This window comes from Kribbella sp. WER1, from assembly GCF_054189145.1.
In genome coordinates this window covers 7,994,578-8,018,419 of the sequence record NZ_CM135186.1, presented here as the reverse complement: position 1 = coordinate 8,018,419, position 23,842 = coordinate 7,994,578, and the positions used below count along the sequence as shown (strand labels likewise).

The following is a 23,842-nucleotide window of genomic DNA, read 5'->3' as shown; positions in this document are numbered from 1 at the left end:
GATTCCTTCACACCACTGCGGGCAGTCCGTACATTTGGTGATCGGTGGTTTCGAAGGCAGTGATCTCGGCGATGCGGCCGGATTCCAGCCGGAAGACGTCCAGCGCGAACAATCGGTAGGTATTTCCGCCCGGCGATCGCAGATACGCGGCCAGTGCCGGCTGGCGGTTCACGGTGGTTGGGTGGAAGCGCCAGCGGCCGTCGAAGTTCGGGGTCAGGGAGCGGAGCGCGTCGACGCGGCCCTCGAACCAGAACGGGTACGGCGGCATCGTGATGCGGACGTCCTCGTGCATCAGGGCCGCCAAGGCGGCCGGATCGGCGTTGTCCCAGGCGGTCACGTAGCGCTGGAGGAGTTTGCGTTCGTCGTCGGACGGCGCGTTGGCCGACCAGTCGGAGCGGTGTGCCGGCAGGTGGTCGCGGAGTACCGGGCGGGCGCGTTGGAGGGCCGAGTTGACCGCCGCCACGGACAACCCGACAGCCGCGGCCGTTTCCCTGGCGGACCAGCCGAGGACGTCGCGGAAGATCAGTACGGCGCGCTGCCGCGGCGGTAGGTGCTGGATCGCGAGCAGGAACGCCAGCTCGATCGTCTCCCGCCGGATCGCCGCGGCGTCCGGCTCCTCGGCGCGATCCAGCAGTACGTCGGGGAACGGCTGCAGCCACGGCACGTCCTCCCGCGCCGGGAGCGCCGTCGCGGGGAACGAGGCCGGCTCCAGCTGGTACGGCAGCACCCGCTGCGGACGGCGTACGTCGTCGATGCACACGTTGGTCGCGATCCGGTACAGCCACGCGCGCAGCGACGAACGGCCCTCGAAGCTCTGCCGGCCACGCCACGCCCGGAGCAGCGTCTCCTGGACGACGTCCTCCGCGTCGTCGAACGACCCGAGCATCCGGTAGCAGTGCACGCGCAGCTCGTGCCGGTACCGTTCCGCCGCTTCCGCGAACCCGTCCGCCGATGTCATAGAGGTCCATTCAAACCGACGTCCACCCCGGTACGCTGGTCGGCGCCGCCAGGTTGCCCGCCCCCACTACCGAGGAGGACGTCTGATGGGCAGTGGGCTGACCGCAGCAGAGGTCGCCAAACGCGTCGCCGACGGCCGGACGAACGCCGTCCAGGTCCGGACCAGCCGGACGTTCTGGCAGATCGTCCGCGCGAACGTGTTCACGTTCTTCAACGGCCTGCTCGGTACCCTGCTGGTCGCGGTGATCGCCACCGGCAGCTGGCAGAACGCCCTGTTCGGCTTCGTGATCCTGACGAACTCCGGGATCGGCATCTTCCAGGAGCTCCGCGCCAAGCGGACCCTTGACCGGCTCGCGCTGCTGAACGTCACGCACGTCCGGGTAGTCCGCGACGGCCAGGTCCACGAGGTCGGGATCGAGGACGTCGTCCAGGACGACCTGGTCCGGATCGGCAGCGGTGACCAGGTGCCGGCCGACGGCCCGGTGCTGCGCTCCGAGGGCCTCGAGCTGGACGAGTCGATGCTGACCGGCGAGTCCGACCCGGTGCACAAGCGGCCGGGCGACGAGGTCCGCTCCGGGGCGATCGTGGTCGCCGGCGAGGGCGACTTCACCGCGACCTCGGTCGGCTCGGCGACGTACGCCGCGAAGCTCGCGGCCGAGGCCCGCCGCTACCAGGTCACGAAGTCCGAGCTGGTCGCCGGGACGAACCTGTTGCTCCGCCGGATCTCGCTGATCCTGCTGGTCGTCGGCCCGCTGCTGCTCTGGGCGCAGTTCCGCAGCAAGGACAACCACAGCTGGCAGGACGCCGTCACCGGTACGGTCGCCGGCCTCGTCGGGATGATCCCGGAAGGGCTGGTGCTGCTGACGTCGCTGGCGTTCATGCTCGCGATCATCACGCTGGCCCGGCGCCGCACGCTCGTCCAGGAGCTGCCCGCGGTCGAGGGTCTGGCGCGGGTCGACGTGGTCTGCCTGGACAAGACCGGCACGCTGACGAGCGGCGAGATCGTCCTCGACCACCTCGTAGCGCTGAGCGCCGACCACCGCACCGAGGAAGCGCTCGCGCTCGCCGCCGTCTCCGACACCCCGAACGCCACCGGCCGCGCGATCACCGCGTCGTACGCCGACTCGTCGCTGACCGCGCTCGCGCGGGTGCCGTTCTCGTCCGCGCGGAAGTGGCAATCGGTGACGACGGCAACCGATACCTGGGTGCTCGGCGCGCCGGAGATGGTGCTGCTCGACACCACCGATCCGGCGACCGCGGACGCCCGCGCGCAGGCCGACGAGATCGCCGCGCAGGGCCGCCGCGTCCTCGTCCTCGCCCGCGGTACGGCGCAGGACGACGACCAGCTGCCCGGACAGCTCGTCCCGGTGACACTCGTCGTCCTCGCCGAGCGGATCCGCGAGGATGCCGCACCGACGATGCAGTACTTCACCGAGCAGGGCGTCGCGCTGAAGGTGATCTCCGGCGACAACCCGCGGACGGTCGGCGCGGTCGCCGCCGCGGTCGGCGTACCGGGGGTGAACGGTGCGGACGACGCCGTCGACGCGCGGACGTTGCCGGACGACCTCGACGAGCTGGCCGCGGTACTGGACGAGTCGTCCGCGTTCGGGCGGGTCAGCCCGCAGCAGAAGCGCGCGATGGTCGCGGCACTGCAGCGGCGCGGGCACGTCGTCGCGATGACCGGCGACGGCGTGAACGACGCGCTCGCGCTGAAGGACGCCGACATCGGTGTTGCGATGGGCAACGGTTCGGCGGCGACCCGGGCGGTCGCGCAGCTGGTGCTGCTCGACGGGCAGTTCCGGCACCTGCCGGACGTGGTCGCCGAGGGCCGCCGGGTGATCGCGAACATCGAGCGGGCGGCGACGCTGTTCCTGGTGAAGAACGTGTACTCGTTGCTGCTGACAATGACCACCGCGGTCTTCCTGGTCGCCTATCCGCTGGCCCCGATCCAGCTGACGCTGATCTCGAACCTGACGATCGGCATCCCGGCGTTCTTCCTCGCGATCGGGCCGAACAAGCAGCGCTACATCCCCGGATTCCTCGGGCGGGTACTGCGCTTCGCCGTCCCCGTCGGCGTGATCACGGCGCTCTGCGCGTTCACGGGCTACCGGCTGGTGCGGGTGTTCGACTCCGCGGCGACCGTCGCGGAGGCCCGGACCGTCACCACGATCGTCGTCCTCGTCGTCTCGTTGTGGACGTTGTCGATCCAGGCGCGGCCGTTCCGGCTCTGGAAGGCCGGGCTGCTGGCCGCGATGGCGCTGCTGGCCGCGGTCGCCGTGCTGGTACCGGCGATCGGGCACGGGATCTTCCTGCTCGAGGTCAGCCCGCGGCGGGTGCTCGGCGGGCTGGCGATGGGGGCCGTGGGCATCGTCCTGATCGAGATCGTCCGCGCGGTCGAGGCACGGGTCCGGCGCACCAGGACGGCATAGGTGGTGTCTGGCAATTCCGCGCCGTAGCGAGGAGGTGCCGTGCCGGGTGCCCCGCAGTAGGCGGGGAATTGCCAGACACCACCTAGTCCTCGAGCTCGATCGTGGTCGGCATCGACGCGCGGCCCGCGAGCCGGAACCACACCACCAGCCGTCGGTGCCGCAGGTCGCGGGCCGACCCCACGACGTCGTTGTGGAACCGGCGGGCCAGCTGCACGCGGCGCATCGCCAGGCTCAGCTCCCCCGCCCACGGCTCCACGTCGGTGCCGGTGGCATGGATCGCCCGGGTCAGCGCGGACTCGGCCTGCTCGTGTACCTCGACCGGGGCGAGCGAGGCGGCCCGGGCCCGGTGCGCGGCATCCAGCAGCAGCAACGCGGACGCCGGGTCGAGGATGTTGCTCCCGGCCAGCTCCGCGACCAGCGCCGACCGGCGGGCCAGCTCGGTCTCCAGCGCGGCCCGCGCCAGCTCGACGCGGTGGTGCAGCCGGTCGAGGCGCCCCGCGGTCCAGCTCGCGTAGGCGCCGAACAGCAGCAGCACGGCACCCACCGCGAGCAGCACCCAGGAGATCTCCACAGGACCATTCGACCACTCCTTACGGAGCGCTGACGGTCCGGCCGGATCCGGTAGCCGGCGCGTCCGGCGGCACTAGCGTCGCCTGCATGGCTGATATCGGCGTACTCGGCGGATCCGGGTTCTACTCGTTCCTGTCCGGCGCGGAGCGGATCGAGATCGACACACCGTTCGGCGCACCCAGCGAGCCCCCGGTCGTCGGGGACCTCGGCGGCCGGTCGGTGGCGTTCGTCCCGCGGCACGGCGCGGACCACCGGTTCCCGCCGCACCGCGTCAACTACCGCGCGAACCTGTGGGCGCTGCGCGAACTCGGCGTACGGCAGGTGCTCGGGCCGTGTGCGGTGGGTTCGCTGCGGCCGGAGCTGACGCCCGGGACGTTCGTGGTGCCGGACCAGTACGTCGACCGGACGTGGGGGCGGGAGCAGACCGTGTACGACGAGGTCGTGCACGTCGACGCGGCCGATCCGTACTGTCCCGCTGGCCGCGCGACGGTGATTGCTGCCGGCAACGTCGTACCGGAGGGGACGATGGTGGTGATCAACGGGCCGCGGTTCTCCACCCGGGCCGAGTCGCGGTGGCATGCCGCGCAGGGGTGGTCGGTGGTGGGGATGACCGGGGCGCCGGAGGCTGCGATCGCTCGGGAGCTGGCGCTCTGCTACACGTCGATCGCGGTCGTCACGGACCACGACGCTGGTGTCGCGTCCGGCTCCGGAGTCACTCAAGCGGAGGTGTTCGAGGCGTTTCAGCACAGCATCCAACGCCTGCAGGAGCTCCTCAGAACAGTCATCACCCAGCTCCCCGACACCACCACCGACTGCCCCTGCCACCACACCCTCGACGGCACAGGTGTTGCGCGATGAGGGTGCTCGTGACTGGTGGGGCCGGGTTTATCGGGCGGCATGTGGTGCGGGGGTTGGTGGAGGACGGGCACGAGGTTGTGGTGCTCGACTCATTTCGGGAGGACGTGCATGGGGAGCTGGGGGCGGTGGGAGACGGGGTGATCGTGGGAGACGTGCGCGACCCGCGGGTGTACGACGGGTTCGACACCGTGGTGCACCTCGCGGCGAAGGTCGGGCTCGGGGTCCGGCTGGACGACATCGACGACTATGTGTCGTCCAACAGCCTCGGCACCGCCGTGCTGCTGAAGTCGCTCGGGAACGTGCGCAACCTCGTCTACGCCAGCTCGATGGTCGTCTACGGCGAAGGCCGCTACGACTGCCCCGACCACGGACCCGTCGCCCCGGGACCCCGCCGTACGGCGGACCTCGACGCCGGCAACTTCGAACCGCCGTGCCCGTACTGCGGCAAGTCTCTCGCCTCCGGTCTCGTCACCGAGGACGCCGTACCGGACCCGCGGAACGCCTACGCGGCCAGCAAGCTCAACGGCGAACACCTCGCCGCGACCTGGGCCCGCGAGACCGGCGGCCGGGTCACCGCGCTGCGCTTCCACAACGTGTACGGGCCCGGCATGCCACGCAACACCCCGTACGCCGGAGTCGCCGCGATCTTCCGGTCCGCGCTCGAACGTGGTGAGGCACCCCGCGTGTTCGAGGACGGCCGCCAGCGCCGCGACTTCGTCCACGTCCGCGACGTCGCCGCCGCGGTCGTCCTGGCCGCTGACGCACTCCCCCAGCAGCCGGCGTTCACGGCGTACAACGTCGGCAGCGGGACGGTCACCACGATCGGCGAGGTCGCCACCGAGCTCTCCACGGCGTACGCCGGCCCGCCGCCGATCGTCACCGGCGAGTACCGCCTCGGCGACGTCCGGCACATCACCGCGTCGTCCGACCGCATCAAGTCCGACCTGAGCTGGAAACCGGCATACGACCTGACCACAGGCCTGACGGAGCTGGTGATCCGCCCCTAGCTGTGGACCGGCGGGAGATCGATCTCGAAGGCGCAGCCGCCGTCGACGTTGCTGACGGCAATCTTTCCGTCGTGGGACTCGACCACCCCGCGGGCGATCGCCAGCCCCAGCCCACCCCCGGAGCTCGCCGACGCGGTCTCCGGTGTGCGCTGCTCGTCGCCTCGCCAGCCGACGTCGAACACCCGCTCCAGGTCGGCCGCCGGGATCCCGCCGCACCCATCCGTCACGGCGAGCCGCACCCGCCCGTCGGTCTCCCGGTCCACCGCGAGCGTCACCGTTCCGCCCGGCGCCGTATGCCGGATCGCGTTGCCGACCAGGTTCGTGACGGCGCGGGTCAGTTCGTCCGGATCGCCTTGGACAGCGAGCCGATCGTCCCCGTCCGGCGTCGACACCGCGAGCTGGACGCCTTCGGCCCGGGCGTGCTCGTTGTTCTCCCCCGCGACGTCCTCGGCCAGCTCCCGCAGACTGACCGCGGCCCGCCGGCGCGGCAGCGGCGCGGCCGACAACCGGGACAGCTCGAACAGGTCGTCGACCAGCCCGGTCATCCGGTCCACCGTCGTCCGCATCTGCCGCAGCGCCCCCGGTACGTCGTCGATCACGCCGTCCTCGAGCCCTTCCGACACCGCTCGCAGCCCGGCCAGCGGCGTCCGCAGGTCGTGCGACATGAACGCGACCAGCTCCCGCCGGCTCGTCTCCAGCGCCAGCTCCCGCTCATGCGACGCGGCGAGCTTCTTCCGGGTCATCTCCAGCTCGTCGGTCAGCTCGGCCAGCTCCGCCGGCACCGCGCCGCCGGCGATCTCGGGCGCCTCGTACGACGTCCCCAGATGCCGCAGCCGCCGCCCGACGTCCCGGGAACCGGTGCTGATCCAGTGCCCGAGCAGGACCGACATCGCCAGCCCGAGCAGCGCCGCGAACGCCAGCGTCCACAGCACCACCCACGAGTCGTGCTGCGAGATGAACATCGCCCGCACACTCTGCAGTACGGCCGCCAGCGCCGCCGCCATCGGCGCGACCGCCGCGACGATCATCGTGATCCGCAACGACCGGCGGCGGAACCGCCACAACACCGCGGCTCCGACCCCCGCGACCACCAACGTCCACAAGGTGGTCAGGGCAAGGATCGTGGCCATGTCCTTCATCCGGCGTCACCCGCGAACAGGTACCCGGTCCGCGGCACGGTCAGCACCAGCTTCGGGTCCGACGGATCCGCCTCGATCTTCTCCCGCAATCGCCGTACGTGCACCGTGACCGTCGACGAGTCGCCGAAGTCCCAGCCCCAGACGCGGCGCAGCAACTCGGCCTTCGTGTACGCCTTGCCGGCGTGCGACACCAGGTACGCGAGCAGGTCGAACTCCCGATGCGTCAGCGACAGCTCCTCCTCGCCGAGGTACGCGCGCCGGGCCGCGGTGTCGACCGTGACCGGTCCGGCGCTGAGTTTCGTCGGCGTCAGGTCGAGCCCGGCCAGCCGCTCCTCCCGGCGGACCATCGCCTGCACACGCAGCGTCAGTTCGCGCGGGCTGAACGGCTTGACCACGTAGTCGTCCGCGCCGACCTCGAGGCCGACCAGCCGGTCCTCCTCCTCGCCGCGCGCCGACAGCATGATCACCGCGGCGCCGTCGTCCGCCGCGCGCATGCGGCGCAGTACTTCGAGGCCGGACAGGCCGGGGAGCATCACGTCGAGGACCACGACGGACGGCTTCCACTGCTGCCAGACCTCGACCGCGGACAGCCCGTCCGCGACCACGCGGGCGTCGTACCCGGCCTTGGTCAGGTACGCCGAGACGACGTTGGACACGGTCGGGTCGTCGTCGACGACGAGCACACGAGTAGCCACGCCCCGAGCGTAGATCCTTCGCACGGCCCGCAGCCGCACCGGCACCGGAACGCAGTACGCCGTAAGCGACCCGTAGCCGGAATCCGGCACCGTCCGCGGGCCGTCGTCCTTACCGTCGAAGAATGCCCGTCGATCTCGTCCTGCCGTGCCTGAACGAGGCGGCCGCCCTGCCCTGGATCCTCGAACGGCTCCCGGACGGCGTCCGCGCGATCGTCGTCGACAACGGCTCCACCGACGACTCGGCCGCCGTCGCCGCACGGCTCGGCGCGAGCGTGGTGGCCTGCGAACTCAAGGGGTACGGCGCCGCGTGCCACGCCGGGCTGGAGGCGGCGACGGCCGACGTGGTCGCGGTGATGGACGCGGACGCGTCGCTCGATCCGCGGCAGCTGGTCCGGGTGACGGCACCGGTCGAGAGCGGACGGGCAGACCTGATCCTCGGGCGGCGTCGGCCGGTGTCGCGCGGGGCCTGGCCGTGGCACCTGCGGCTCGCGAACGCCGAGCTGTCGCGGCGGATCCGGCGGCGTACCGGCGTCGCGTTGCACGATCTCGGGCCGATGCGGGCGGCGCGGCGTACGGCGCTGCTCGGGCTCGGGCTGACGGACCGACGCTCTGGGTATCCGTTGGAGACGGTTGTCCGGGCCGCCGACGCGGGCTGGCGGATCGCCGAGGTCGACGTCGACTACCTGCCGCGCTCCGGACGGTCCAAGGTGACCGGTACGCCGTTGGGCGCGGCGCGCGCCGTCCTGGACATGTCGAAGGTGCTGGCCGGGTGAACGGCACCGTGATCGTGATCGCGAAGGAGCCCGTGCCCGGGCGGGTGAAGACGCGCCTGCAGACCGAGTTCACGCCGCGGGAGGCGGCGGCGTTGGCGCGGGCGTCGCTCGTCGACACGTTGAGCGCCGTACGGGCGACCGGGGCGCGGGGCGTGATCTCGTTGGAGGGTACGCCCGGGACGTGGTTGCCGCGCGGGTTCGAGGTGGTCGCGCAGCGCGGGCACGGGCTCGGCGAGCGGATCGCGGCGGCGTTCGAGGACGCGGACGACGGGTCGCCGATGCTGCTCGTCGGGATGGACACGCCACAGGTGACGCCGGAGCTGCTCGGGTTCGAGTGGGGCGGGTACGACGCGGTACTCGGGCTGACCGAGGACGGCGGGTACTGGTGCCTCGGGTTGCGGACGCCGGACCGCCGGGCGCTGGCCGGCGTACCGATGTCGACCGAGCACACCGGACGCGATCAGCTGCGGCGGCTGCGGGCGCTCGGGATGCGGGTCGGGATGCTGCCGACGCTGCGGGACATGGACACGCCGAAGGACGCGGCGTACCTCGCGGCCGAGTTCCCGGAGTTGCGGGTGTCGCGGTTGTACGCGCGGCTGCTGCACTCGGCCCATCCCGGGCTGCTCTTCGAGCAGGCGCTCGGCGGGACGGCGCGGGTCGTTGCCACGGGCATCGACGGGCGGACGGTACCGGCGCTGTCCGAGCTGGAGCGGTGGGCGGCGCCCGCGGACGAGGTGGACCGGCTCGCGCTGAGCCGGTGCGAGGGGCCGGTGCTGGACATCGGATGCGGTCCGGGGCGGATCGTGACGGCGCTGGCCGAGCGTGGGATTCCCGCGCTCGGGGTGGACGTGTCGCCGCGGGCGGTGTCGCTGACCACGTCCCGCGGGGCGGCCGCGCTGCACCGGCCGGTCCAGGAACCACTGCCCGGCGAGGGGCGCTGGGGCAGCGTCGTCCTGATGGACGGCAACATCGGCATCGGCGGCGACCCCGCCGACCTGCTCCGCCGCTGCGCCGAACTCGTCCGCCCCGACGGCCTCGTCCTGGTCGAGGTCGACCCCGACGACGACCTCGACGACAGCACCCCGATCGTCCTGCACACCTCCACCGGCCGCCGCTCCACCCCGTTGCCCTGGGCAAGAGTAGGCGCCCACACCCTGCTCCGCCACGCCCGCACCACCCCCCTACACCCCACCGAAGACTGGCGCACCCCCCACCGAGCCTTCCTAACCCTCCGCCGCACCGCATGACGCCGCCCACCCCCAACCACCCCCGCCCCGCCAAGCTCCCCCGCCCCGCCGAGCGCCGCCGCCCCGCCGAGCGCCGCCGCCGTCCATTTCAGAGGTCAACCTCTGAAATGGAGGGTTCTACCCCCGGCATGCGGAGTGGCAACCGGCAAGGTCAAGGGTTAACCCCTCAAACGCCCCGGCCGCCGGGCGATGGTCGGCGCGCGGCGGCCGGGGTGGTGGCGGCGCGCGCGGCGGCGGTGGCGGCGGGTGCGGTGGCGCGCGCGGCGGCGGGTGCCCTGGCGGCGGCGCGTGCGGTGGTGGCGGGTGCGGCGGGTGCGGGTGCGGCGGTGGGTGCGGTGGCGGGTGCCCTGGTGGCGGTTGGGGTGGGGGTTGTGGTGATGGGGGCCGTCGCGCGCGGGTGGTGGGGGGATGTCGTGCTGGTGGTGGGGACTGTGATCGTCGCCGGGGTGGTGTGGCGGTTCGGGCGAGGGTTGAGTATCGCAGCGGTGGTGGTTGTGGCGGCTGCCTGTCAGGTGCCGGGGGTTTTGCAGGCGCCGATCACCAGTACGGACGCTTATCGGTACGTGTGGGACGGGCGGGTGCAGCTGGCGGGGCATTCGCCGTACCGGTATGTGCCGTTGGACGACGCGCTCGCGAAGCTGAGGGATCCGGTGCTGTTCCCGGGGTTGTCGCCGGCGCAGCGGTCGGGGGTGAGCGGGATCCCTGACGATCCGGCGCGGTTGCCGGTGGACGATGCGCGGACGCGGATCAACCGGCCGGGGGTGCCGACGATCTACCCGCCGGTCGCGGAGGCGTACTTCGCGGTGGTCGCGCTGGTGACGCCGTGGTCCGCCGGCACGCTGGGCCTGCAGATCGCGGCGGCGTTGATCGCGATCGCGCTCACCTGGCTACTCGCCGTACAGAACCCGCGCTGGGCCGCCCTGTGGGGTTGGTCACCGATCGTCGCCCTCGAGGCCGGGAGTGCGGCCCACGTCGACGTCCTCGCCGCCCTGTTCATCACCGCCGCCGTGATCACCACCGCACGCCGCCCCCGCCTCGCCGCGATCCTCCTCGGCGCGGCCGGCAGCGTGAAGCTCCTCCCCCTGCTCCTGCTTCCCGCCTTCCGCCGCCGCAAACCAATAGTTGCCTTAGGCACCTTCGCAGCCGGCTACGTCCCGCACCTGCTCGCGGTCGGCACGCTCGTGCTCGGCTTTCTCCCCGGCTATCTCAACCAGGAAGGCTTCGACGACGGCAGCTCGCGATCGGCGATTCTCGCGCTCCTGCTGCCTCCTGAGGCCCGGCAGCTCGTCGCGGCGGCTCTCGCGCTCGGGCTTGCCGCCCTCGCGTTCCACCGGACGAAGACCGACCCGATCGCGCTCACCTGCTGCTGGCTGTACGGCGCCGCGCTCCTGATCGCGACGCCGACGTACCCCTGGTACGGCCTGCCGCTGATCGCCCTCGCCGCACTCGCCCGGCGCCCGGAGTGGATCGCCGTACCGCTCGCCGCGTACCTGGCCTACGCGAGCTACGGCCACGACACCCGCCAGGGTCTCGTCTACCTCGCCGCGGCCGTCGTCGTCGGAGCAGCCGTCACGATCCGTCACCGATTCGTTGCCGTATCAGGTTTGACCGCACCGCCCCTGCCCACGAACACTGGCGGGCGTGACAAAACGCATCGCCCTGGCAACCTCGGCCGAACTCGCCGAGCTGCACCCTGACGACCGCCCGCTCCTCGACGCGCTCCGTGCGCACGGTCTCGAGCCGGTGGTCGAGGTCTGGACCGACCCGTCGATCGACTGGTCCGTGTACGACGCGGTCCTGCTGCGTACGGTCTGGGATTACTTCCTGCTGTACGCCGAATTCACCGAGTGGCTCGCCCAGCTCGACAAGGCCGGCGTACCGGTGCTCAACGACACCGGTCTGGTCCGCTGGAACAGCGACAAGAAGTACCTGCTCGAGCTCCGCGAGCGCGGCGTGTCGATCGTCCCGTCACAGGTCGCCGCGGGCGCGTGCCTGCGCGAGGTGGTCGCCGGGCTGAACGGCACGCAGATCGTGATCAAGCCGACCGTGAGTGGCAACGCGCTGCACACGGTCCGCGGCGTGGCCGGCTCCCCCGAGCTCGAGCAGGCCCTCGCCGAACTGCCGGACCTGGTGTACCTGGTGCAGCCGTTCGTCCCGGAGATCCAGACCGAGGGCGAGTGGTCGCTGCTGTTCTTCGACGGCGAGTTCAGCCACGCGGTCGTGAAGCGGCCCGCGGACGGCGACTACCGCGTGCAGGAGTTCTACGGCGGCCAGACCACCCTCGCGGAACCGCCCGCGGCCGTCCTGGAGAGCGCCCAGGCCGCGCTGACCGCATCCGGCCCGACACCGGTCTACGCCCGGGTCGACGGCGTCGTGGTCAACGACAGGTTCCAGCTGATGGAGATCGAGCTCATCGAGCCGTACCTGTTCTTCCCACAGTCCCCCGCCGCCGTCGACACGCTCGCGGCGGCTGTCGCCGGAAGGCTCTAGCTCGCGGCGGATTCCGGGTGGCCGCGGCGGCGTCCGTAGAGCAGGGTCTCGCCGGCGGCCGTTCCGGTGTACTTCGTCCGCCGTGCCCACTCCCGGCACTCCTCCAGCACCGGGCACGCCCGCAGGCACAGCTCCCGCGCCTTGGCCTGTTCCCAGCGCGACGCGGTCTCGTCGTACGCCGGCGCCTGGCCGATACACGCGGCGCGGCTCATCCAGCGGTCGGCGGGATCCACGATCACGGTCAGCGTCGGCCTCATGACACCGACGGTAGATCGCCGCGGACCCCGCGCAGCCTTTGTCTCGAAATATGATCTAGTTAGTAGACATTCGTCAGGCGGTCGCGAGCGCGCGGGACCGGACGCCGTCCGACGGGTCGTCGATCAGATCGCCCTGCCGGACCGGGTCCTTCTCCGGCAGCAGGATGTCGCGCGCGACCACCACCATCAGCCAGAGCGTGCCGGCCATTCGCAGGATCACCGACAACCAGTAGATCCGGTCCGGAACGTTCGGATCACCCGGTTGCAGGAACTGCGCCAGATGCATCCAGACGAGCATCCAGTAGAAGCATTCGCAGGCCTGCCAGATCAGCCAGTCCCGCAGCCGCGGCCGCGCGAGCGCCACCAGCGGCAGCAGCCACAGCACGTACTGCGGTGAGTAGACCTTGTTGATCAGCAGGAACGCCGCCACCACCAGGAACGCGAGCTGCGCGAAACGAGGCGGCCTCGGGGCCATCAGCCCGAGGATCGCGATCGACAGGCAGAGCCCGGCGAAGATCACGATGTTCAGCTGGTTGACGTCGGTGACCTCGTGTTTCGCGAGCTTCAGCACGTACCAGATCGAGCCGTAGTCGCTCTCCCGCTGGTCGTTGAATTGCCAGAACGACAGCCACTCGTTCTTCGCGAGCAGGTAGATCGGCGCGTTCACCAGACCCCACGCGACCGCCGCCGCGATCGCCGCCTGGAACCACGACCCGAGCTTCTTGCCGCGCAGGCACACGATCAGCAACGGGCCGAGCAGCAGGAACGGGTAGAACTTCGCCGCCGTCCCGAGCCCGAGCAGGATGCCGAACCAGATGGGTTTCCCGCGCGACCAGGCATACATCGCCCCGGCCGTCAGCGCGACCGCGAACAGGTCCCAGTTGATCGTCGACGTCAGCGCCAGCACCGGCGCGGCGGCGACGTACAGCGCGTTCAGCGGCTGTCCGCGGGCCGCGCCCGGACGGGTCGCGACGCCGCGCGCGGTGGCGACCGTGAGACCGACGATCAGCAACGCGCAGAGGAACAGCATCACGGTGTTGACCAGGAAGAACACGCCCGCCGTGTCGCGCTTCTGCTCGACGGTGATGTCCTTCTTCGGGTCGCCGGTCATCAGCCAGGTGATCTGCGCCGCGACCTCCATGAAGCCGCCGGTCAGCACCGGGTACTCCAGGACCGGGTAGTTGCCGGTGTCCAGGAACGGCCGGTTCCCCTCCGCGAAACCGCGTTCCTGGTAGAGGAACCCGATGTCGGAGTAGCACAGCGCCTTGAACGGCCGCCAGCTCTGCCGGTCCCAGCCCGCCTCCATACAGGGCGCCTTCTGCAGTACGCCGAGACCGAACGTGATCGTGCAGACCGCGAGCGCGATCCGCAGCGGCGTCCACCACGACGAACTCAGCCGGGCGAACCGGCCGGACGGACCGCCGAGCCCGACAGTCAGGCCGGCGATGGCCGGATCGGCCTCCGCCGGCGTCAGCGCGAGCTCGCGTCGTGGTCCGGTCACGGTCGGCATCATCCCCTATCGGCTCACCTGGCGACAGGCCGGGTCCCGGCGTGTCACTCGGCCAGGAACGCCCGGAGCACTTCGGTCCCCTCGGGCCCCGCCGGCAACCACCGAGTGCCGGCGACGGCGTCCGCGATGACGCGATCGGTGACGAAGACAGTTCCGCCGTACGCCCTGGCCTTGCGGCGCACCTGTTCCCGATCGACGCGCCCGTACACCACCACCGCGTGTTTGACCCGGGACGCCGCGAGCATCGGCAGATCGGTCCCCAGTTGCTCGCTCTCCAGCAGCGACTGCCAGTCCTCGATCAGCAGGTGCGTGATGCCGTCCAGGTCGCGGAGCGTGAGCTTCTCCCGGATGCTCGCGACCGGGCCGAGCTCGCGGACCCACTGCTCGGCCGCGGTGGCGCCCATCGGCCCGATCACCAGCTTGGTGGGCTCCTGGTCGAGCACCGGCGGGCCGACGAGGTCGGCGTACAGGTCGCGCAGGTGTCCGGCCTGGGCCTCCCAGGACATCTCCTTGCGCAGTCCCGGATCCGTCGTCCGCTCGCGGTACGCCGCCGGGTCGCGCTGGATCCGCTGCACCGCGGCCGCGAGCGAGTCCGGGTCCTCGACCGCGAACACCTCGCCGATCCCGGTCTTGCCGACGAACTCGACCAGCGTCGGCATGTCGCTGGTGACGACCGGCAGCCCGGCGAACGTGTACTCGAAGACCTTGTTCGGCAGCGCCATCTCGTGGCTCGGGTACCGCAGGATCGGGATCAGCCCGATGTCGGCGGTCCGCAGGAACGGCACGACCTCGCTGGTCGGCACCGGATCCAGGAAGTGCACCCGGTCGGCGACACCCAACGCGACGGCCTGGTCCCGCAACTCGGCCACCGGCCGCGTCCCCGCGTGCGGTACGCAGACCACGGCCAGATGTACGCCGGGCAGCGACGACAGCGACGCAACCGCGGTCTCGACGCCACGTGCCCGGGTGATTCCACCGCTGTACACCAGCAGCGGTACGTCGTCCGGCAGCCCGGCGGCCGTCCGGATGTCGGTGCCGGACGTGGCGTCCGTGGACAACTGCGGGCTGTTGATCACCACGGTCGGCTCGCGGTCCAGCTTGTAGCGCGTCTGCAGCGTCCGGGCGATCTCCGGGCTGACCGTGACCACTCGGTCGACGGTCTTGATGTACTCACGTTCGTGCTGCGCCCACGCCGCGATCGTCCGCGGCGTGCGGCCGCCGTACTCCGACAAACCCGCGACGTATTCGTGGGCGTCGTAAACGACCTTGACGGTACGACGGCGCAGCGCGGCGCGTCCGGCGGCGCGGGACGCGACACCGATCACGTGCATGTCGTGCGCATGCAGGACATCCGGCGCCAGGTCGTCGAGGATGTCGGCGAAGATCGCCTCGTAGTCGTCCGCCTCGGGGATGATCGACCGCCAGTTCACCATCCCGCGCCGGGCCGGCAGCCAGCCGTCCCACCACTGCCACAGGTCCGAGGCCTTGCGGCTCTCGTAGTCGGTCAGCCACGCCCCGGAGGACAACGCGGTCTGCGCGAGCTGCCAGCGACGACGACGTACGGCGCGCGCGACCCGGCCGGCCTGGAACCCGACCCGCCCGAGCGAGCCGTCCCGGCGACCGGCCAGGGCCCGTCCGGACTCGGCCCGCAGGTCCGCGACCCGGGCCGCGATCCGCGCCGAGCGCGCCGGATCCGCCTGTACGCCGAGCAGTCGCCGGCTGCGGCGCTCGTACCGCCGCCGGTTCCGTTCGTCGCGCAGCACGAAACGCCCCGGCAGCCGGATCATCACGACCCCGCCGTCGATGGTGTCCACCAACGTACGCCCGGCGGTCGTCACGCCGAGCAGGGTCACCCGGTAGCCCGCCTTCCCCAGAGCGACGGCTTCCTTCAGTACCCGGGTGTCGTTGGTGATGTCGTTCGCAACGAGCATGACGACATGTGGTCCGCCCACTCACACTCCTGAAACTTCAATGGACACCGGCTGTACGGGGCCCTGAGCAGGCAATATACGACTAGTTCGCAAGCCCGCGCACTTCCGCCGCCCGTGTCTTGCCGCTGTTTCAGCCGGGCGGCTCGAGCTGGGCGAGCCAGGTCGTGAGCAAGGTCTCCAACTGCGCCCGCTCAGCGGCGTCGAGACTGCCGAGCAACCGCTGCTCGTTGGCCATGTGCGCGGTGAACGCCTTGTCGATCAGCCGCCGTCCCGCGGGAGTCAGCCGGACCACGCGGCCGCGGCCGTCCGCGTCGCTGCGCCGCCGCCGGACCAGACCGGCGGTCTCCAACCGGTCGACCCGCTTGGTCACTGCTCCGGTGGTCACCATCGTGTGCAGCGCGATCTCCCCCGGCGCCCGTTCGTACGGCGCTCCCGCCCGGCGCAGCGCCGCGAGTACGTCGAACTCGCCCTCCGTCAGGCCGAACTGCGCATAAAGCAATGTGAGCTCGCCGGTCAACTGGTTGGCGATCCGGTGCAGCCGGCCGATCACGCCCTGCGGCGCGGTGTCGACGTCCGGCCGCTCGGCCCGCCATTCCGCCTGGATACGTGCCACATGATCCACGCCTTCCACTATATCTTCCCGGGAAGATATAGTGTTTTCCATGGAAGATACCTTCCGCTGGACACTGGTCACCGCGATCGCACCGATCGCGTGGGGCACCAACTACTTCGTCACCCACGAGTACCTGCCGGCCGGACATCCCTTGTACGGCGCGGTCTTCCGTGCACTGCCCGCGGGACTGCTGCTGCTCGCGCTCGCCCGGCAGCTCCCCCGCGGCGTCTGGTGGTGGCGTTCGCTCGTCCTCGGGATCTGCAACATGGGCGCGTTCTTCGCGCTGATCTACCTCGCGTCACAGCTGCTCCCGGTCAGCCTCGCGTCGACGATCATGTCCGCGGCGCCGTTCACGATGGCGCTGTTCGCGTGGGGACTGCTCGCGGAGCGCCCGACCGTCCTCGTGCTGACCGGAGCCACCTCCGGTATCGCAGGCGTCGTCCTGCTGCTCGGCACCGGCGCTGCCGCCGTCGACCTGCGCGGAGTCGCCGCTTCGGCTGCGGCGTTGACGATGTCGTCGTTCGGGTACGTGCTGGCGAAGAAGTGGGGCCGCGCGTCGATCGCGTCCACCGCGTGGCAGTTGATCGCGGGCGGTCTGGTCCTGATCCCGTTCGCGCTGCTGATCGAAGGCGCGCCGCCACACCTCGACCTCCCCGCCGTCGCCGGCTTCACGTACGTCGGCCTGATCGCCACCGCGCTCGCGTTCACCGCGTGGTTCGCGGGCCTCCGCCGGCTGCCGGCCGCGACCGTCGGGTTGATCGGTCTGCTGAACCCGGTCACCGGCGTACTGCTCGGCGTCTTGTGGTCCGGCGACGTACTGACCGGGCGCCAGACATGCGGACTCGCGCTGGTGTTCCTCGGCATCGCGGTGAGTCAGGTGCCATCATGGCGGCATGGTCACGATCGGGGACGTCGCGCGGCACGCCGGGGTGGCGACCAGCACGGTGTCCTATGTACTCAGCGGCAAACGGACGATCTCGCCTGACACCCGCGAGCGCGTGCAGCGCAGCGTCCGCGCCCTCGGGTACCGGCCGAACGCGAGCGCCCGCGCCCTGGCCAGCCAGCGGTCGAACGTGCTGGCGCTGGTGATGCCGCTGCGGACCGGGATGCACGTCCCGGTGATGATGCAGTTCGCGGCCGCCGTCGTGACCACAGCCCGCCGGTACGACCACGACGTACTGCTGCTGACCGCCGACGAAGGGCCCGACGGGCTGGAGCGGGTCGCGCAGAGCTCGCTGGTCGACGCGCTGGTCGTGATGGACGTCGAGCTGCACGACGAGCGGGTTCCGGTGCTCCGCGAGCTGCCGATGCCGTCGGTGCTGATCGGGTACCCCGAGCAGGCCGACGGGCTGACCTGCGTCGACCTCGACTTCACCGCCGCGGGCGCGCGGTGCGTGGACCACCTGGCCGACCTCGGTCATCGCTCGTTGGCCCTGCTCGGTACGCCGTCGGCCGTGTACGAACGGCAGACCGGTTTCGCGGCGCGGACGCTCGCCGGGTTCGCGGAGGCCGCCGTACGGCGTGGGGTCCTCGGGGTGGAGACGCCGTGTGAGCACACGTTCGACGCGATCCTGCAGACCGTCGGGCAGTTGCTGGACGAACATCCCGACCTCACCGGGCTCGTCGTCCAGAACGAGCCGATCATCGGCCCGCTGCTCGACGTCCTGCGCCGGCTCGGCCGCCGGGTACCGGAGGACATGGCACTGGTGGCGATCTGCGCGGACGACGTCGCCGAGCGCCAGGTCCCGCAGCTGTCGTCGGTGACGATCCCCGCGGAACAGATCGGCGCTCAGGCGGTCGAGTCGCTGATCGCCAAGCTCGACGGCGGTACGGTGCCGGAGCTGACGCTGGTGCCGCCCGCGCTCACTGCGCGCGCGAGCACCTGACGACCGCGTAGCCTCCGGCCGGTAGCTGCAGCTCGCCGTCGACGGTCGTCCCACTCACCAGCTCGACGCCCGTCGCAGGTACGACGACGTCCTCGCCGTGGTTGATCAGGAACGTCCACGACGTGTCACCCGACCGCCGTTGGATCGTCTCCACCTCGGCAACACCGTCAGCTCCCGTCAGCTGCTCGACGAGCGCGCCTGCTGTCTCGTCGTCCAGCTCGGTCGACACGTACCACGCCGTACCAGCTCCGGCCTGCCGCCGAGTGATCGCGGGCCTGCCGTCGAGCACTCCCCCGGCGTACCGATCGACAACCTCGGCCGCGAACGCCTGCACGTCCTCGGCCCACAGCCGCCCCCGCCCACCGGACGCCAGCGCGACCCCCTCGCCAAGCGGATGGAACTCCTGCACCTCGTCCAGCCACCCGAACGTGTACTCCCCCGGCCGCGGCTCGAGGCTCGACCACGAGAACACCCCCACCGTCACCAGATTCACCCCGGCCCGACGCATCAGGTCGACGTCCTCTTTCCAGACCGCCGGATCCCACTGCTCGGGGTTGTAGTCCCCGCCGTACCAAAGGTTCACGAACTCAGCCTTTCACGGCGCCGATGATGACGCCCTTCTGGAAGTGCCGCTGGATGAACGGGTAGACCAGCAGCACCGGCACGATCGCGATCACCACGATCGCCATCTTGATCGCCAGCCCGGGCGCCGGTTGCAGTCCGATCCCGACGCCGGACGCCACCCCGCCGGCACCGGTCGGCAGCGGTTGCTGCTGCACGATGTACGTCCGCAGCACCATCTGCAACGGCCACTTGGTGTTGTCGTTGATGTACAACAGCGCGTTGAAGAAGGCGTTCCAGTACCCGACCGCGTAGAACAGCCCGACGACCGCGACCACCGCCTTCGACAGCGGCAGCACGATCCGGCGCAGGATCGACAACTCCCCGGCGCCGTCGATCCGGGCGCTGTCGATCAGCTCCGCGGGGATGCCCATGAAGAACGACCGCATCACGATCAGGTTGAACGCCGAGATCGCCGCCGGCAGGATCAGCGACGCGTAGTGGTCGATCAGGCCGAGCGAGTTCACCACCAGGTAGCTCGGGATGATGCCCGGTCCGAACAGGAACGTCAGCAGCACCACGAACAGCAGCGGCCGGTGGAACAACGAGCCCGGCCGGGACAGCCCGTACGCCGCCAGCACGGTGATACCGAGGCTGAACGCCGTACCGATCGCGGTGATCGCCACGCTGATCACCAGCGCCTTCGTCACCACTCCCCCGGAGAGCAGTTGCACGTACGCCGCGACCGTGAGCTCACGCGGTACGACGACCAGCCCGCCCGCGCGGGTCACCGCCTCGGTCGTCGACAGGCTCGTCACCACGACGACGTACAGCGGGAACGCGACGGCGAGCGTGATCAGCACCAGCACCAACGGCCGGCCGAGCCGGTCGACGAGGGTCGGTTCCTCTTCCCAGACAGCTCTTTCGCTCATGAGCGCGAATACACCCCCTGCTCGCCCACCAGGTGGGCGAAACGGTTGGCCACCAGGACCAGGACGAGACCGACGACGCCCTTGAACAGACCGGCGGCGGCGCCGTAGCCGAAGTCGCCGACGAGCAGTCCCTGGTAGTAGACGTACGTGTCGAGGACTTCCGCGGCCCCGCCGCCGACCGCGCTGCGTTGCAGGATGAACTGCTCGAAGCCGACGGTCAGCGCGTCGCCCAGCCGCAGGATCAGCAGTAGCACGATCACCGGGCGCAGGCCCGGCAGGGTGATGTGCCAGAGCCGGCGCCGGCGGTTCGCACCGTCGGCCGCGGCGGCCTCGTAGAGCGCGGGGTTGATGGTGGACAGCGCGGCGAGGAAGACGATCATGCCCCAGCCGGCGTCCTTCCAGACCGCCTGCGCGGTGACGAGCAGGATGAACGTGTCCGGCTTCGTCATCAGGTCGACGGCCTGGTGCCCGTGGTCGCGCAAGGTCTGGGCGAGCAGCCCGGCGCCGCCGATCATCTGCTGGAACAGTGAGACGACGAGGACCCAGGAGAAAAAGTGCGGCAGGTAGACGACGCCCTGGACGATGTTCCGGATCTTCGCGGACAAGACGCTGTTCAGCAGCAGGGCCAGCGCGATCGGGACAGGGAAGAAGAAGATCAGCTGGACGGCGGTGATCGAGAGCGTGTTCAGCACGGCTCGCCAGAACGCCGGCTCGGCGAACATCCGCTGGAAGTTCCCGAACCCGATGAAGTCGCTGCCCCGGATCCCGGCGTACGGCGAGTAGTCCTGGAAGGCGATCACGTTCCCCAACGTCGGGAAGTAGTGGAACACCCCGAGCAGCACCACCACCGGCGCCACCATCACCAGCAACGGCCAGTCGCGCCGCACCCGATGCCTGAACCCCATCCCGCCGGCGCGAGCGGTTCGTGCCCTCGCCGTCCGCAGGCGGACCCTACCGACCGTTGTCACTGAGGACCTTGGCGTAGAAGTCCCGGCCTTCGTTGCCGCCGTTGTCCTGCCACTGCTTCACCGCGGTCTTCAGCTCGCCGACCGGCCGCCGCCCGCGCAGGATGTCCTGCAACGCATCGTCGAACGGCTGCGCCAGCGCCGCCATCTTGGCCGGCTGTTCGACCCGGATCCCGTCGAACAGGTTCTTCTCCCGCACCTTCGCCGCCGCGTTCTGCCAGGCGCTCATCGACTGGACGTACCCCGGATACTCGCTCTCGGTGATGGCCGTCGGCCGCCCGCCGAGGAACACGTACGTCTGCGATACCTCCTTCTGCCCGAGCGCGGTCAGCTTCGGCGCACCGGACGCCTGCTTCACGTAGTGCTTGCCCTCCACCCCGTACGTCGCGAGCTGGTACTCCTGTGTCCCGAACGGCGCCGACGTGTAGTTCAGCACCCCGAGCAACTCCTTCACCCGGTCCGGCCCGACCCCCTTCTTCACGAACGTGAAGATCCCGGCCGGCTCACCGCTCCACACGATCGGCGTGCTGCCGTCCGCCGCGAACGGCAGCACCGGCTGCGGGTCGAACTTCGGGTTGATCGGTGCCTGCCGCTGCAACGACTCGTGCCAGCCGCCGAGCCCGTTCTGCCGGATCAGCAGCTTCCCGCCCTCGAACAGCGCGTTCTCGTCGGCACCGGCGTTCGCCACCACCTCCGGATGCACATATCCCGACTGGAACAGCTTGCGCAGGAACGCGACCGCCTCCGCGTACTCCGGCGTCTCGATCTTGTTCACGAGCTTGCCGCTGGAGTCCTTGCGCCAACTCCCGGGCGCCCCGAACGACCGGATCACCTCGTCCGCGACGCTGCCGAACGCCCACCGGCCCGCCTTCGCGTCGGTCAGCTGCTTGCCCAGCGCCAGCAGGTCGTCCGAGTTCTTCGGCGGCTGCGCGCCGAGCTGGTCGAACAGGTCCTTGCGGTACATCAGCATCCACGGGAAGCCGTCGGACGGGAACGGGACCGCCTTGAGCTGCGAGTTCCAGACGCCGTACGCCCAGGCGCGGGTCGGCAGGTTCGCCAGCATCGGGTACGCCGCCGCCTTGTCGCCGGCCAGGAACGGCGTCAGGTCCTCGAACAGCTTGTCCACCGCCTGACCGAACCGGGTCAGCCCGGAGATGTTCCAGCCCGGGACGCAGAGCAGCTCCGGGACGTTGCCGGCGGCAAGAATCGGGCCGAGCTTGTCGCCGTAGTCGTTGCCGTTCAGGATGTTGAACTTGACCGGCGCACCGATCCGTTCGTTGTTCGCCGCGAAGTACGAGTTGCCGGTCAGCGGCGGGATCGGGCTCCACAGCGGCGTCATCGCGGACACTTCCTTGCCGCTCGGCACCATCGTGTCCGGAACTCCGCGCTTCAGCTCGCTCGGGTAGTGCGCGAAGGCCGGCGACGCGCCGTTCGCGCCCGGCAGGTCCGGCTTGACCGGCTCGTACGGGACGTACTTCGGCAGCAGCCCCGCCAGCTTGTCCTCGGTCTCGGCGCGTCCCGACGTACTCGAGCCGCTGCCGCCCTTGGAACAGCTGGTCAGTGTCACCCCGCCCGCGGCCGCCGCCGCGCCGGCACCGAGCAGGGAGATGAAGGTCCGGCGGCTGGCTCCGCCGATCACTGGTCCGGTCACGTCGCATCCCCTAGGCTTAGTTTGGCTAGTAGCCAAACAAATTAACGCAGAGCCGAGAGCGCGACAAGGTGTAGAACTGATCCAGAACTGCCGCCCGACGGGAACGGACCTTGAGCACACAGACCGCGGACCACACCGACATTCGCGCCACCAACCTGGCCGCGGTGCTCGGGCACCTGCGCCGTGCGGCGCCCTGCTCGCGGGCCGCGATCGCCGCCGGGACCGGGCTGAACAAGGCGACGGTGACGAGCATCGTGGGTGAGCTGCTGGAGCGCCGGCTGGTCCGCGAGACCCAGCAGACCCAGAACCACGTCGGCCGCCCGGCGACGCTCCTGGTCCTCGACGGGTCGGCGTACGCGACGATCGGGCTCGAGGTGAGCGCGCGTGGGCTGACCGCGCTCGGCTGCGACACCGCGGGCGAGCAGGTCCTGCGCTGGCACCGGGCCGGGCCGGGTGTCGACGCCGGACCGGCGAAGACGATCGCGGCGCTGGCGGCGCTGGCTCGGCGGGCGGTCACCGCGGTGCAGTCCTCGGGGCGGCGGATCCTCGGCATCACGGTCGGCGTACCGGGGCTGGTGAATCGCGAGGGCAGCGTCGTCCTGGCGGCCGGGCTCGGGTGGCGGGACGTACCGCTGCGCGCGGAGCTGGCCGGGGCGCTCGGGCGGCCGGACATTCCGGTGACGGTCGACAACGACGCGTCGCTGGGGGTGCTCGCCGAGCATCTGTACGGGCCGCTGGCGGGGGCCGCGAACCTCGTCCAGCTGACCGGTGACACCGGCGTCGGCGCGGGCATCATCATCGACGGTCGTCCGCTCCGCGGGCATCTCGGGTACGTCGGGGAGATCGGCCACCTGCGGGTCCTACCGGACGGGCCGCTGTGCGGGTGCGGGCGACGCGGCTGCCTCGAGGCGCTCGCGAGCCTGCCGGCGATCCTCACCCGGGTCGACGGCACGATCGACGACGACCCGCAGCACCAGCTCGACACGCTGGTCCGCCGCGCCGACGCCGCCGACCCGGCCGTCGCCACCGCCCTGGCCGACGCCGGCACCCACCTGGGCCACGGCATCGCCGCGATCGTGAACCTGCTCAATCCCGAGGCAGTCGTCCTGGGCGGCGCCTACGCGTTGCTCGCCGCCCACCTCACCCCGGCGATCGACAAGGCCCTTCACGAGGCCACCGTCGCCCCCGACGCCGGCGGCTGCGCCGTCGTCCCCTCCACCTTCCCCACCACCGCCACTCCCCTGGGCGCCGCCGCCCAGGCCATGACCCCCCTGACCACCGGCCACCTCCCCACCCCCTGAGCGCTGGGACCCGGGTGAGGTCTTGACCGGGTGAGTGTGGGATGCGACCCTCTGTGCACGCCCATCTGTC

The 23,842-nt window shown here is 70.9% G+C and carries 22 protein-coding genes; 10 read left to right on the top strand and 12 right to left on the bottom strand.

What is annotated here, in order from left to right; all coding sequences use genetic code 11:
- Positions 1-7: 7 nt before the first annotated feature.
- The gene (locus ACXJJ3_RS39075; RefSeq protein ID WP_458167025.1) at positions 8-958 is read right to left on the bottom strand and encodes an RNA polymerase subunit sigma-70; all 951 of its coding nucleotides are present in this window, start codon (positions 956-958) and stop codon (positions 8-10) included.
- 85 nt (positions 959-1,043) lie between these two features.
- Here ACXJJ3_RS39075 and ACXJJ3_RS39070 point away from each other — a divergent pair, with 85 nt between their 5' ends.
- A complete protein-coding gene (locus ACXJJ3_RS39070; protein ID WP_458167023.1) occupies positions 1,044-3,386 on the top strand; it encodes an HAD-IC family P-type ATPase in 2,343 nt (780 codons plus the stop codon).
- 82 nt (positions 3,387-3,468) lie between these two features.
- On the opposite strand, the gene ACXJJ3_RS39065 is transcribed toward ACXJJ3_RS39070, so the two are convergent.
- Positions 3,469-3,957, bottom strand: coding sequence for a hypothetical protein (locus ACXJJ3_RS39065; RefSeq protein ID WP_458167021.1), 489 nt, complete (start codon positions 3,955-3,957; stop codon positions 3,469-3,471).
- A gap of 86 nt (positions 3,958-4,043) precedes the next feature.
- On the opposite strand from ACXJJ3_RS39065, the gene ACXJJ3_RS39060 reads away from it, so the two are divergent.
- Positions 4,044-4,814, top strand: a complete 771-nt coding sequence (locus ACXJJ3_RS39060; RefSeq protein ID WP_458167020.1) for an S-methyl-5'-thioadenosine phosphorylase — start codon at positions 4,044-4,046, stop codon at positions 4,812-4,814.
- Positions 4,811-5,821, top strand: coding sequence for an NAD-dependent epimerase/dehydratase family protein (locus ACXJJ3_RS39055; protein WP_458167019.1), 1,011 nt, complete (start codon positions 4,811-4,813; stop codon positions 5,819-5,821). Before ACXJJ3_RS39060 ends, ACXJJ3_RS39055 begins: the two co-directional genes overlap by 4 nt.
- Here the strand turns inward: ACXJJ3_RS39055 and ACXJJ3_RS39050 are convergent.
- Together ACXJJ3_RS39050 and ACXJJ3_RS39045 are read right to left on the bottom strand one after the other, a co-directional pair.
- A complete protein-coding gene (locus ACXJJ3_RS39050) occupies positions 5,818-6,960 on the bottom strand; it encodes a sensor histidine kinase (RefSeq protein WP_458167018.1) in 1,143 nt (380 codons plus the stop codon). The genes ACXJJ3_RS39055 and ACXJJ3_RS39050 overlap by 4 nt on opposite strands.
- The gene (locus ACXJJ3_RS39045) at positions 6,957-7,655 is read right to left on the bottom strand and encodes a response regulator transcription factor (protein WP_458167016.1); all 699 of its coding nucleotides are present in this window, start codon (positions 7,653-7,655) and stop codon (positions 6,957-6,959) included. The genes ACXJJ3_RS39050 and ACXJJ3_RS39045 overlap by 4 nt, the downstream gene beginning before the upstream one ends.
- A 122-nt stretch (positions 7,656-7,777) precedes the next feature.
- Here ACXJJ3_RS39045 and ACXJJ3_RS39040 point away from each other — a divergent pair, with 122 nt between their 5' ends.
- The 4 genes from ACXJJ3_RS39040 to ACXJJ3_RS39025 all read left to right on the top strand — a co-directional run bounded on the left by ACXJJ3_RS39040 (position 7,778) and on the right by ACXJJ3_RS39025 (position 12,165).
- Positions 7,778-8,428: a glycosyltransferase family 2 protein gene (locus tag ACXJJ3_RS39040; RefSeq protein ID WP_458167015.1), complete on the top strand. Its 651-nt coding sequence runs from the start codon at positions 7,778-7,780 to the stop codon at positions 8,426-8,428.
- Positions 8,425-9,675: a DUF2064 domain-containing protein gene (locus ACXJJ3_RS39035; protein WP_458167013.1), complete on the top strand. Its 1,251-nt coding sequence runs from the start codon at positions 8,425-8,427 to the stop codon at positions 9,673-9,675. The genes ACXJJ3_RS39040 and ACXJJ3_RS39035 overlap by 4 nt, the downstream gene beginning before the upstream one ends.
- A gap of 212 nt (positions 9,676-9,887) precedes the next feature.
- Positions 9,888-11,372 carry a hypothetical protein gene (locus ACXJJ3_RS39030; RefSeq protein ID WP_458167012.1) on the top strand — a complete coding sequence of 495 codons (1,485 nt, stop codon included), beginning with the start codon at positions 9,888-9,890 and terminating at the stop codon, positions 11,370-11,372.
- Positions 11,317-12,165, top strand: coding sequence for an ATP-grasp domain-containing protein (locus tag ACXJJ3_RS39025; protein ID WP_458167011.1), 849 nt, complete (start codon positions 11,317-11,319; stop codon positions 12,163-12,165). The genes ACXJJ3_RS39030 and ACXJJ3_RS39025 overlap by 56 nt, the downstream gene beginning before the upstream one ends.
- Here ACXJJ3_RS39025 and ACXJJ3_RS39020 read toward each other — a convergent pair.
- From ACXJJ3_RS39020 to ACXJJ3_RS39005, 4 genes are all read right to left on the bottom strand, one after another.
- A complete protein-coding gene (locus tag ACXJJ3_RS39020) occupies positions 12,162-12,422 on the bottom strand; it encodes a WhiB family transcriptional regulator (RefSeq protein ID WP_458167010.1) in 261 nt (86 codons plus the stop codon). The two genes, ACXJJ3_RS39025 and ACXJJ3_RS39020, sit on opposite strands and share 4 nt — an antisense overlap.
- A 73-nt stretch (positions 12,423-12,495) precedes the next feature.
- Positions 12,496-13,932 (bottom strand): glycosyltransferase family 87 protein, encoded by a 1,437-nt coding sequence (locus ACXJJ3_RS39015; protein WP_458171997.1) that lies wholly within the window; start codon positions 13,930-13,932, stop codon positions 12,496-12,498.
- Positions 13,933-13,976: 44 nt separating this feature from the next.
- Positions 13,977-15,884 carry a glycosyltransferase family 4 protein gene (locus ACXJJ3_RS39010; protein ID WP_458167009.1) on the bottom strand — a complete coding sequence of 636 codons (1,908 nt, stop codon included), beginning with the start codon at positions 15,882-15,884 and terminating at the stop codon, positions 13,977-13,979.
- 109 nt (positions 15,885-15,993) lie between these two features.
- Complete coding sequence (locus ACXJJ3_RS39005; RefSeq protein WP_458167008.1) at positions 15,994-16,485, bottom strand: MarR family winged helix-turn-helix transcriptional regulator; 492 nt, start codon at positions 16,483-16,485, stop codon at positions 15,994-15,996.
- A 40-nt stretch (positions 16,486-16,525) separates the two neighbouring features.
- On the opposite strand from ACXJJ3_RS39005, the gene ACXJJ3_RS39000 reads away from it, so the two are divergent.
- Both ACXJJ3_RS39000 and ACXJJ3_RS38995 read left to right on the top strand, forming a co-directional pair.
- Complete coding sequence (locus ACXJJ3_RS39000; RefSeq protein WP_458167007.1) at positions 16,526-17,461, top strand: EamA family transporter; 936 nt, start codon at positions 16,526-16,528, stop codon at positions 17,459-17,461.
- Positions 17,370-18,362, top strand: a complete 993-nt coding sequence (locus ACXJJ3_RS38995) for a LacI family DNA-binding transcriptional regulator (protein ID WP_458167006.1) — start codon at positions 17,370-17,372, stop codon at positions 18,360-18,362. The genes ACXJJ3_RS39000 and ACXJJ3_RS38995 overlap by 92 nt, the downstream gene beginning before the upstream one ends.
- On the opposite strand, the gene ACXJJ3_RS38990 is transcribed toward ACXJJ3_RS38995, so the two are convergent.
- The 4 genes from ACXJJ3_RS38990 to ACXJJ3_RS38975 form a co-directional block, all read right to left on the bottom strand.
- Positions 18,340-18,945 (bottom strand): beta-galactosidase, encoded by a 606-nt coding sequence (locus ACXJJ3_RS38990; protein ID WP_458167005.1) that lies wholly within the window; start codon positions 18,943-18,945, stop codon positions 18,340-18,342. The genes ACXJJ3_RS38995 and ACXJJ3_RS38990 overlap by 23 nt on opposite strands.
- A gap of 4 nt (positions 18,946-18,949) precedes the next feature.
- Positions 18,950-19,855, bottom strand: coding sequence for a carbohydrate ABC transporter permease (locus tag ACXJJ3_RS38985; RefSeq protein ID WP_458167004.1), 906 nt, complete (start codon positions 19,853-19,855; stop codon positions 18,950-18,952).
- A complete protein-coding gene (locus ACXJJ3_RS38980) occupies positions 19,852-20,742 on the bottom strand; it encodes an ABC transporter permease (protein ID WP_458167003.1) in 891 nt (296 codons plus the stop codon). Before ACXJJ3_RS38980 ends, ACXJJ3_RS38985 begins: the two co-directional genes overlap by 4 nt.
- Before the next feature lie 64 nt (positions 20,743-20,806).
- The gene (locus tag ACXJJ3_RS38975; protein WP_458167002.1) at positions 20,807-22,471 is read right to left on the bottom strand and encodes an extracellular solute-binding protein; all 1,665 of its coding nucleotides are present in this window, start codon (positions 22,469-22,471) and stop codon (positions 20,807-20,809) included.
- A gap of 110 nt (positions 22,472-22,581) precedes the next feature.
- On the opposite strand from ACXJJ3_RS38975, the gene ACXJJ3_RS38970 reads away from it, so the two are divergent.
- On the top strand, positions 22,582-23,772 hold the full coding sequence (locus ACXJJ3_RS38970; RefSeq protein WP_458167000.1) for an ROK family protein: 1,191 nt from the start codon (positions 22,582-22,584) through the stop codon (positions 23,770-23,772).
- The last annotated feature ends 70 nt before the right edge of the window (positions 23,773-23,842 follow it).